This is a genomic window from Colwellia sp. MB3u-8 (assembly GCF_014076985.1).
Taxonomy (GTDB): domain Bacteria; phylum Pseudomonadota; class Gammaproteobacteria; order Enterobacterales; family Alteromonadaceae; genus Cognaticolwellia.
In genome coordinates, this window is record NZ_JACGVA010000038.1 from 64,469 (window position 1) to 74,978 (window position 10,510).

A 10,510-nucleotide genomic window follows, 5' to 3' on the forward strand; every position below is an offset into this window, starting at 1 on the left:
AAGTCGAATTAAAATTTAAAAGATTAAGTGCGAATAATTAAAACCAAAAAGCCAACGATTATCTCGTTGGCTTTTTGTTAGCATTAAGGTTTTAAAATTTTTGCTAATTATGACTCTCATCTTGACTAATGCGACTGGCAACAGCGCCCATTTGATCTTTATATTTTGCATCCTCACGTTTGTTGTAAGGACGTTCGGCACTTGACGACATGGTTTCAAAGTTAAGCGCGGCAATTTTCATTTTTGGGCGCAATGCCAAAGGTAATTTACCGCTGTTATAAAACTCCAACACTATTTGACCTGACCAACCGGGATCAATTCGATGAGCGGTAACATGCACCATGAGGCCTAAACGTGCCAATGATGAACGACCGTCTAACCAGCCAACGATATTGTCTGGTAAGCTTACTGACTCATAAGTAACCGCCAATGCTAACTCTCCCGGATGCAGAAAAAAAGCTTCGCCATCTGGAATATAAATTTCCTCGCTCATCACCGCATTCATTGCTTTTTGCATTTCGTCTTTTGGGCCGCTTAAGTCGATATAAGGCGCCGTGTGATCTTGAAAGACGCGAAATTCATTACCTAAGCGAATATCAACACTGACCCCAGAAATCATACTGCTATCTGGCGCTGGCGAGATCCCGATCTGTCCTTTGCGAAGGCTTTCTTCTATATCTTTGTCACTTAATCTCATGATTATTCTTCTTAAACTCAGTTGTTATACCCATTAAGTTAATCAATTCAGCGCGTAGCGAGAACAATTTTAATGGGTATTATGTCGACGAAAAGAACTTTGTATTCTTTTTGTATCTTAAAATGATCTTGGTTTTACTTTATTCAACGAGCACTTTCGCGGTTGTTGGGCTGCGCATATCTAGTTGATAGTATAATTGCGCAGCAACTTTGCGCGCTATACTACGATACAGCAGCGCCACTTCTCCAGTGCTATTTTCATTTATTGCACAACTACCGCTATCAGCGTCTTCTCGAATACGAATGTCGAGGGGAAGCTGCCCGAGTAATTGTGTTTTTGCCTCATTAGCGATGCGCTTGCCGCCACCATCACCAAATAAGTGCGACTGGTGACCACAGTTTTCACACTGGTGATAACTCATGTTTTCAATAATACCGAGTACGGGCAGCTTTACTTGCTCAAACATCGCCATACCTTTAATAGCATCAGCTAAGGCAATATCTTGCGGCGTAGTGATCACCACAGCGCCTGCTACAGGTACTTGCTGCGCTAAAGTTAATTGAATATCACCCGTGCCCGGAGGCATATCAACAATCAGATAATCCAAATCAGGCCAGTCAGTTTCATTGAGTAATTGCGAAAAAGCCCGACTCGCCATTGGGCCTCGCCACACGGTAGCGTTGGCATCATCCACTAAAAAGCCAATTGACATAGCACTTAACCCTTTAGCCTCAAGTGGCGTGATCAATTTACCGTCATTTGAACTCGGCTTTGCGCCCTTTAGACCCAACATGGTAGGCACAGAGGGACCGTAAATGTCTGCATCTAAAATACCAACGTTACATCCTTCGGCAATTAAACCATAAGCTAAATTAACCGCTGTGGTTGATTTACCCACACCGCCTTTACCAGAAGCAACCGCAATGATATTTTTTATACCTTTAATGCTGTGTTCTCTAACCGGCTCAACATGATATTCAACATCAAAATTAACCGGTTGCTGCACTAGTTCTGTCAATTGTTCAGCAATATCATGTAGTTCACCGTCACATGGAAACGGCAGTGACATTTTGATCAGGATAGTTTTTTTAGCCATCACCATAGTAACAGCCTGAGCAATAATAAGGGGTCCTTGAGGGAAAATATCGGAGCGGTAGGCATCAAGAAAAATATTAATAGCCTTTTGGCTTTCAACACTGACTACATTTTTAGAAAAGAAATTTGATAACATAGTTAAAACGCACTTTTTATCTAGCCTTTATAACATAAAGGTGATAATTCTTAATGAAAAGTAACCACAAATTCTGTACCATTCCCTGCATAATTACCACCAATAATATGTAAACTTTATATGTCGTTATCAAAGTCATCTGTGCAATCTGCAGAGAAGCGTAAAATTTTAGTTACTTGTGCCCTCCCTTATGCCAATGGTTCTATTCATTTAGGCCATTTATTAGAACATATTCAAACTGATATTTGGGTTCGTTTCCAGCGTATGCGTGGTCATGAAACTTACTTTGTTTGTGCTGACGATGCTCACGGCACGCCTATCATGTTAAAATCACAAGAGCTTGGTATCACACCTGAAGAGTTAATCGCAGGTGTTCGTGAAGAACATATGGCGGATTTTGCAGACTTTCATATCAGCTATGATAATTATCACTCTACGCACACCGATGAAAACAAGGCCTTTGCGGAAGAAATTTATAACCGTTTAGATGCTAACGGTCATATAAAAACGCGTGTTATTTCACAGCTATATGATCCAGAAAAAGGCATGTTCTTACCTGATCGTTTTGTTAAAGGCACTTGCCCTAAATGTAAAAGTGAAGATCAAAACGGTGACAGTTGCGATAACTGTGGTGAAACTTATTCACCTATGGAAGTGTTAAACCCACGTTCAGTGGTTTCTGGCGCAACACCGGTATTACGTGACTCAGAGCATTATTTCTTTGACCTGCCAGCTTTTGGCGACATGTTACAAGCGTGGACTCGCAGTGGCGCACTACAAGAAGAAATGGCCAATAAGTTAGCTGAATGGTTTGAACAAGGCTTGAAACAGTGGGATATCAGTCGTGATGCACCCTACTTTGGCTTTGAAATTCCCAACGCACCGGGTAAATATTTCTACGTTTGGTTAGACGCACCCATTGGCTATATGGGCAGTTTTAAAAATCTTTGTGATAGAACCGGTATCGACTTTGATGCTTTTTGGCAATTGGACTCAGAAGCCGAGCTTTATCACTTTATTGGTAAAGACATCATTTATTTTCATAGTTTGTTCTGGCCAGCCATGCTTGAAGGCGCAGGCTATAGAAAACCAACCTCGGTTTATGCCCATGGTTTTGTTACCGTTAACGGTGCAAAAATGTCTAAATCAAAAGGGACCTTTATCAAAGGTCGCACTTATTTAGACCATTTAAACCCTGAATATCTACGTTATTACTACGCTGCAAAACTGACGCACCGTATTGATGATTTAGATTTAAACCTTGAAGATTTTGCCCAAAGAGTCAATTCAGATTTAGTTGGTAAAGTGGTTAATATCGCGTCACGTTGTGCCAGCTTTATTACTAAACGCTTTGACGGCATGCTCTCAGAAAATATTGATAACCCAGCCTTAGCTGACGAAGTCATGGCCGCAGGTGATAGTATTGCTTCACATTACGAGTCACGAGATTTTGCTCGTGGTATGCGTGAAATCATGGCACTGGCTGATAAAGTTAATGAATACATCGCCATTAAAGAACCATGGCAGCTAGTTAAAGACGAAACTAAACAACAAGAAGTGCAAGACATTTGTTCGCTTGGTATTAATATGTTCCGCATCTTGATGATTTACTTGAAGCCGGTACTACCCATTTTAGCTGACAGTACCGCCACATTCTTAAATGACGAACTTATTTGGGCAGGTCATAAAACGCTATTAACTAACCATAAAATCAATAAGTTCAAAGCGTTATTACAACGTGTTGATATGGATAAAGTTAATGCGATGACTGATGCGTCAAAAGACAATTTAGCCGTAACAACTGAAGCAGCTGAGCCGAAAAAAGATAAAAAAGCAGAAAAGAAAAAATCGGCACCTGAGAAAACACTTACCGGTGAGCCATTAATAGATGATCCTATTTCGCCTGAAATTCAATTTGATGATTTCGCGAAAATAGACTTACGTATTGTAAAAATCGTTAATGCTGAACATGTTGAAAAAGCCGATAAATTACTGCGTTTGACTTTATCCTTAGATAACCAAGAAGGGGGTGAAACACGCCAAGTGTTTGCCGGGATAAAATCCGCCTATCAACCTGAAGATTTAATTGGCAAGCTCACCGTGATGGTAGCTAACTTAGCGCCACGTAAAATGCGCTTTGGCATGTCAGAAGGCATGGTTTTAGCCGCGGGCCCAGGTGGTGAAGACTTGTGGATACTTAATCCAGATGATGGCGCACAAGCGGGTATGCGCGTTAAGTAGTGAGTAAACCGCTACTTTAGGCGTTAATCGCCATTAAATTAACACCACTAATAAAGGCAAACCTTGAACATAAACAAGAGTTTGCCTTTTTAATATCTTGTATCGGATACCCGTTCCACCTCAATATGCAGTTTCAGCGCTTAGTTTCCTAAGAGCAAATCTACAACTTGAAGTGGCGCCAGTAACTCCCTTTAACTATGCAAATTAATCATGCAGCAACATAATTATCAGCCAATATGACCACAGTTAAGCTCAGTAAAATTTCTTTATCTAGCCAAATTATATTTGCCATGGCGATAGGGCTCATCATAGGTAGCTTTGGCGTAACCTTATACGCCATGGTAAACCATCTTGCTGATGCCTTTGTTATGCTCTTGCAAATGACAGCGCTGCCTTATATTGCCTTGTCACTTATGGTCGGTATTGGCGGTTTGTCTGCTAGCAAAGCCAAGTCTGCGCTTAAAAGCAGCGTCATACTGGTCATATTGCTAATAGCACTAATGTTATGCTTTATTTTAATGGCGCCATTATCATTTCCTAATTGGCAAAGTGCTGAATTTTATAGCGCTAATACGATAAAAGTCAGTCAAGAACTTAATCTTGTTGAACTATTTATTCCATCTAATCCTTTTAATGCCTTCGCTAATGCGGTGATCCCTTCGGTGGTGTTTTTTAGTGTTTTTATTGGTGTTGGCTTAATGCCAATTAAAAATAAACGCCAAACCCTAGCCGTGCTAGGCAACTTAAAACAGTCGGTCAGTAATATTAGCAACCTAGTGATGCGTTTTGCCCCTGTTGGTGTTTTTTGTATTGGTTGGCGCGCCGCAGCAACGCTTGATGCCTCACAACTCGATGGCTTAATGATCTATGTTGCTAGTGCCTTGGTACTGGCACTTTTGCTGTGTTTTGTGGTGTTTCCTGCCCTGCTCGCCACTATTACCCCTTTTGGTTATCGTGCCATTTTAAAAGCATCAAGAGAAGCTATGATCACGGCATTCGCCACCGGCAGTTTTTTTGTCGTTATACCGATCATTGTTGAAAAAACCAAACAGTTAATCGCCTCACAATATCCTGACATTGACAATGTGGATAAAGTCTCTGATGTGATCGTACCTATTAGTTATAGTTTACCGGTTGGCGGTAAACTATTGTCGCTGCTATTTGTTTTGTTTGCCGCATGGTTCTCTGGTGCTTACATTAGCTTTGAAGATTATGTGAAATTAGTGGTGATGGGTATTCCGCAATTGTTTGGCACTAGTACTTTGGCCATGCAAAATCTTTTAGAGTTATTTAACGTTTCTCATTCAATGTTTGATTTTTTTATTGTTTCTGAAAACTTAGTTGTCGGTCGTTTATCGGCACTACTTTCAGTGATTTTTGCCAGCTGTTTACCTTTACTGGTTGCAACCAGTATGGCCAAGGCTTTTCGCATCAAGAAAAAAGCCTTAATTAGAAATTTAGCCATTATTCCCCTCTTATCTGTTTTTGCCTTCATCAGCTTAAAGTTTGCTTTTAGCTCAATCAGTTATCAGTACGAAGGCTATGCTAAATTTATAAAACGTGACTTTCTCATGGAAAGCGTTCACAGCAAATATTTGGCTGATGTCCAGAAAAATAGCGACATTGTTCAGCCCTTTGTTGGTGTGCTTACTCGCATAAAACAACGTGGCTTTATCCGCGTGGGTTATTTTCGCGACGATTTGCCTTATTCATTTCATAACAATAACGGCAAACTTGTTGGCTTTGATATTGAAATAATGAACCAGCTCGCCATTGATTTAAATGTTAGCCTTGAATTTGTGAAGATATTTCGCCATCAGGCAGAATCATTATTAAGCTCAGGTTATTTAGACATCACCACAGGTGTGCCCGTTATTCCAGATAACATGATGAGATTTACCTTAACCATGCCTTACAGCGAGCAAAATTTGGCTATTATCGTTAAAGATAAAAGGCGTGCGGAATTTACCCACTGGGATGATATTCTCCAGCGAGATGATCTCATCTTGGGTATCCCTGAAAACTTTTATTATGAAAAAGCTATTGCTAAAAGATTTACGCATGGAAAAGCTTGGGAAATATCAACACCGCGGTTATTCTTTAAGCCCGAATTTTCCCATATTGATGCCATGCTTTTTGGCGCAGCAGCATCGTCTGCTTGGACCCTGCTCAAGCCAAGCTATACTGTGGTAGTACCTAAACCTGAGTTAGCGCCACTTTATATGGCCTTCCCGATTAATAAAAATGATCACAGCTTTGAGCTATTTATGCGTAATTGGATATCAATGAAACAGCAAAATAAAACCATTGATAAACTGTTCAATTATTGGATTAAAGGCGATATGAGTTTAGTGAAATAGGATGTTCAGCTTTGACATTGACTTCAACATCAACTTCAACATAAATAAATACGGGTTTAAAAAAATGCTTCAAAAACATAAAACAGCACCAAGGTTACTTAAATATACCACTAGCATCACAGTACTGCTTGTATTGTTAACTGCAGGTTGTGCAAAAATAAATGACATATCAACAAACTTAGACCGAGAGAATTTCAAAAATTATTTTTCCCCAACCAGGGTAAAAATAGTAACAAGTGAAAAAGAGTTTACCGGTCACTATAAGTTTCTCGGTTTAGTTGAAGGCGAGTCTTGCCAAGAAAAAGCTTATCATGCGGTGCCAAATGAAATTGATGCCCGCACAGAAGCACGACGCCAAGCCTATAAACTTGAGGCAAATGCCATCATTTTTAGCCAGTGTGTGATGATAGAAGCAGATGAAGCCGCAAAATATTGTCTTGCCTCTACTGTTTGCTATGGCCGTGCCTATAAGGTTGAGCAAGATAAAAAATGACTGATAGCGTTAGTTTAAATGTTATTGGTACTATCGACTCACCCTATAAAGAAAAGTTTGCCATCCCTCGACAGCCGGGTATTGTTACCGCAGCTCAAGGGCAGTTGCGCCTAACGGGGTCGGCTAATAATGCTGAATTAGTAAGAGGCTTAGAGCAATTTAGTCATATTTGGTTATTGTTTATTTTTCATGGCACACAAGCCCAAGGATGGAAACCGCTAGTGCGACCGCCACGTTTAGGCGGTAATAAGAAGCTTGGCGTATTAGCGACTCGCTCAACGTTTAGACCCAACCCTATAGGTATGTCTGTTGTTAAACTTGACCGCATTGAACAACGTTTCTCTGGGCAACAAGGCGCTCAGGTTATTTTGCATATTAGTGAATTAGACTTGCTTGATGGCACCCCGATAGTTGATATAAAGCCTTACGTTCCTTATGCAGATATTGTCGAAAATGCTCATGGCGGCTATGCACAAGAACAACCCAGCAGTCATATTGACGTGATATTTTCCAATGCAGTACGCCTTACTTTAGCCGACAACATCGGCCACTACCCAAGACTGCAAAGCCTTATCGAACAAGTATTAAGCCAAGACCCTCGCCCGGCCTATAAAAAAAATAGCACAGACGACAGAATTTACGGTATGACCTTGTATGATTTTAATATTAATTGGCAAATGACAAGCACAACAACCTTGAATGTTATCGCGATCGAAAAAATTATCAGTATGACAAAGAGCATTAAATAACTTCAATGCGGTTACTCGCTTAATTTACAATAACTGTCTGATTATCCGGACTATTCATTAAGCAACTATGTAAAACTCAATAAAACTCAGTTATAACTTTTTATCTAAGGATATTCGTTGAAGACACTAAGTACCCTACACCATAAAGCCAGTATTGAACTGCTGTTATTAGCCGCTATTTGGGGCGCGTCATTTATGTTTATGCGGGTCGGTTCGCCAGAGTTTGGCCCGATAGTTTTTGCCACATTACGTACGAGTATAGCGTCTATTTTCTTGATCATCTGCTTAGTTTTATTTAAAGAAACTAATGCACTAAAAGGACGTTGGCGAGATATTTTTGTGGTTGGGGCGTTAAATACCGCAATACCCTTTACTCTATTTAGTTTTGCCACCTTAACGCTAACGGCGGGGACAGCATCAGTATTAAACGCAACAGCTCCCATGTTTAGCGCTATAGTCGCCTACATATGGTTAAAAGATAAGTTAAGCCTAAGTGCCATGTTTGGCTTGGTTATTGGCTTTTTTGGCGTGTATTTATTAGTGTCAGATAATTTACATTTCGACATTGAATTTACAGATAAATCATTAGAAAACAATACCTTACTACCAACGTTAGCGGCGATGTTAGCCGCACTTTGTTATGGGATTTCAGCTAATTATACTAAAAAAAATCTCAGCACAATAAAACCGTTAGCCTTAGCTGCTGGTAGCCAAATTGCCGCTACCGCAATGTTATTACCCTTGAGTTTATTTTTTATCCCTGAAACATTACCGAGCTCAAATGCCATCTGGTCAGTGCTTTTGATTGGTGTTATCTGTACCGGCGTCGCCTATATTTTATTCTTTCGACTTATCGCACAACTTGGCCCAGCAAAAGCGATATCAGTAACCTATTTAATTCCTGCCTTTGGCATTCTATGGGGCGCATTATTTTTAGGTGAAACCATCAGCTTAATGATGCTGTTGGGCGGCGGTATTATTTTGCTTGGTGTTGCATTAACTACTGGGGTTCTGCGAAGAAAATAAGGCAATAAAAAGGCTGTTTAACACAGCCTTTTGCATCACTACGTCAATCTAAACGCTATTGAAGTTATTTTTGTTTAACTACCTTACCTGCTTTCATTACAAAATCGACATCAAGTAGTTCATTAATATCGTTTAAAGGGCTAGCATGCATAGCAATAATATCGGCCACTTTACCCACCTCTAATGTACCTAAAGTTTCTGATTTTCCAATTAAGTCGGCGCCATTAATGGTCGCAGAAACTAAAATATCTTGTGGAGTCATACCCGCGGCAAACATTAATTGTGCTTCTCGAGCATTATAACCGTGTTTTGAAACGCCGCTGTCTGTACCGTAAGCTATTTTCACACCCGCTTTATATGAACGTTTGAAGTTTTCAATCATGTCACCACCCACACGAATAGCTTTAACGCGAATCGCTGGCGACATAAAGTCAGTGGTTTTCGCCATATTAACCACGGTATCACCCGCCATTAATGTTGGGACTAAATAAGCACCACCTTGTTTAAAGAGTTTAATGCTTTCTTTGTCGGCATAACTGCCGTGTTCAATACTGTCAACGCCGGCACGTAATGCCGCGTTAATACCAGCAGCGGCATGTGCATGACTCGCCACTTTACGCCCAAGTGAGTGTGCCGTATCCACCACTTCTTTTAATTCATCATCAGCCATTTGCTGACCCGTGCCGGTATCGGTATCGGATAACACACCACCGGTAGAGGTAATCTTAATCACATCAGCACCAAACTTAATGGCATGACGAGTCGCTCGTCGACAATCATAAGGGCCATCACAAATAGTTTTTGCGGTATGTAGCGCCATCAAATCAGGCGCCATGCCGTCAACATCACCGTGCCCGCCAGTCACCGCGACACTGCTACCAGCAGCAATAATGCTAGGCCCTGCTATCCAACCACGCTTGACACCATCGCGCAGCGCATAAATTTGTTCAGCACTGCTGCCTAAATCACGTACAGTGGTAAAGCCAGCCATTAAGGTTTTATGAGCAAAATAGGCACTTTTCATTAAGATATCTGCATCAGATAAGTTAACTATATCACTGTCGTTATTAGGGCCAAGTTCACCTTGTAAATGCACGTGCATATCCATCAGGCCAGCCATAACAAAACTCGATGATAAATCAATTAATTTTGCGTCTTTGGCAAAGCGACTTATATCAACAAAACCAGATTTAAGCTCAGTAACTTTACCATCACTTATCACTAAAGTTTGTTGCTTAAGCGGCGCCTTGTTGGCCGTCACTAATAATTCGCCCGCATGAATAACGGTCGTTTGCGCCAATGCTGACTGAGACAAAGTAGTACTCACGAGTAACGCTAGGGTGGTTAATGATGATTTTAATGTAAACATATTCTGGACCTTATTGTTATTGGATGACCTGAAGGTATTATAAAAATCGCACTCAATGGATAACTCACCTTAACAGTATGGCAAAAAAATATAATATGAATTCGATAAACGGAAAGTTTATTCAGTTCAATAACAGCTAAAGGGAAGCTCGCTGCTCTTTGAGGTCGACGCACAGGGATGTACTCATGCCGTGGAGCCATGGATGGCTAGAAACGGCCATGTGATCGCAGCATACCGCTCGTCCTGAGCATCGCTGCTCTTTCACATCCATGTGATCGCAGCATACCGCTCGTCCTGAGCATCGCTGCTCTTTCACATCCATGTGATCGCAGCATACCGCTCGT

8 protein-coding genes are annotated in these 10,510 nt (G+C 40.8%); 5 read left to right on the plus strand and 3 right to left on the minus strand.

Annotated elements, in window-relative coordinates; genetic code table 11:
* Nucleotides 1–103: 103 nt before the first annotated feature.
* Nucleotides 104–697 (minus strand): dCTP deaminase, encoded by a 594-nt coding sequence (dcd, locus tag H4J54_RS04175; protein ID WP_182189686.1) that lies wholly within the window; start codon nucleotides 695–697, stop codon nucleotides 104–106.
* 139 nt (nucleotides 698–836) lie between these two features.
* The gene (gene apbC, locus H4J54_RS04180) at nucleotides 837–1,928 is read right to left on the minus strand and encodes an iron-sulfur cluster carrier protein ApbC (protein WP_182189687.1); all 1,092 of its coding nucleotides are present in this window, start codon (nucleotides 1,926–1,928) and stop codon (nucleotides 837–839) included.
* Nucleotides 1,929–2,048: 120 nt separating this feature from the next.
* Between apbC and metG the strand changes: the two genes are divergently transcribed.
* From metG to H4J54_RS04205, 5 genes are all read left to right on the plus strand, one after another.
* Complete coding sequence (gene metG, locus H4J54_RS04185; protein ID WP_182189688.1) at nucleotides 2,049–4,169, plus strand: methionine--tRNA ligase; 2,121 nt, start codon at nucleotides 2,049–2,051, stop codon at nucleotides 4,167–4,169.
* A 236-nt stretch (nucleotides 4,170–4,405) separates the two neighbouring features.
* On the plus strand, nucleotides 4,406–6,529 hold the full coding sequence (locus H4J54_RS04190) for a cation:dicarboxylate symporter family transporter (RefSeq protein WP_182189689.1): 2,124 nt from the start codon (nucleotides 4,406–4,408) through the stop codon (nucleotides 6,527–6,529).
* 64 nt (nucleotides 6,530–6,593) lie between these two features.
* Nucleotides 6,594–7,022 carry an Rcs stress response system protein RcsF gene (rcsF, locus tag H4J54_RS04195; protein ID WP_182189690.1) on the plus strand — a complete coding sequence of 143 codons (429 nt, stop codon included), beginning with the start codon at nucleotides 6,594–6,596 and terminating at the stop codon, nucleotides 7,020–7,022.
* A complete protein-coding gene (gene tsaA / locus H4J54_RS04200) occupies nucleotides 7,019–7,771 on the plus strand; it encodes a tRNA (N6-threonylcarbamoyladenosine(37)-N6)-methyltransferase TrmO (protein ID WP_182189691.1) in 753 nt (250 codons plus the stop codon). The genes rcsF and tsaA overlap by 4 nt, the downstream gene beginning before the upstream one ends.
* 117 nt (nucleotides 7,772–7,888) lie before the next feature.
* The gene (locus tag H4J54_RS04205) at nucleotides 7,889–8,797 is read left to right on the plus strand and encodes a DMT family transporter (RefSeq protein ID WP_259366952.1); all 909 of its coding nucleotides are present in this window, start codon (nucleotides 7,889–7,891) and stop codon (nucleotides 8,795–8,797) included.
* 64 nt (nucleotides 8,798–8,861) lie between these two features.
* Here H4J54_RS04205 and H4J54_RS04210 read toward each other — a convergent pair whose 3' ends face one another.
* Nucleotides 8,862–10,166, minus strand: a complete 1,305-nt coding sequence (locus tag H4J54_RS04210) for an amidohydrolase family protein (protein WP_182189692.1) — start codon at nucleotides 10,164–10,166, stop codon at nucleotides 8,862–8,864.
* Nucleotides 10,167–10,510: the final 344 nt, after the last annotated feature.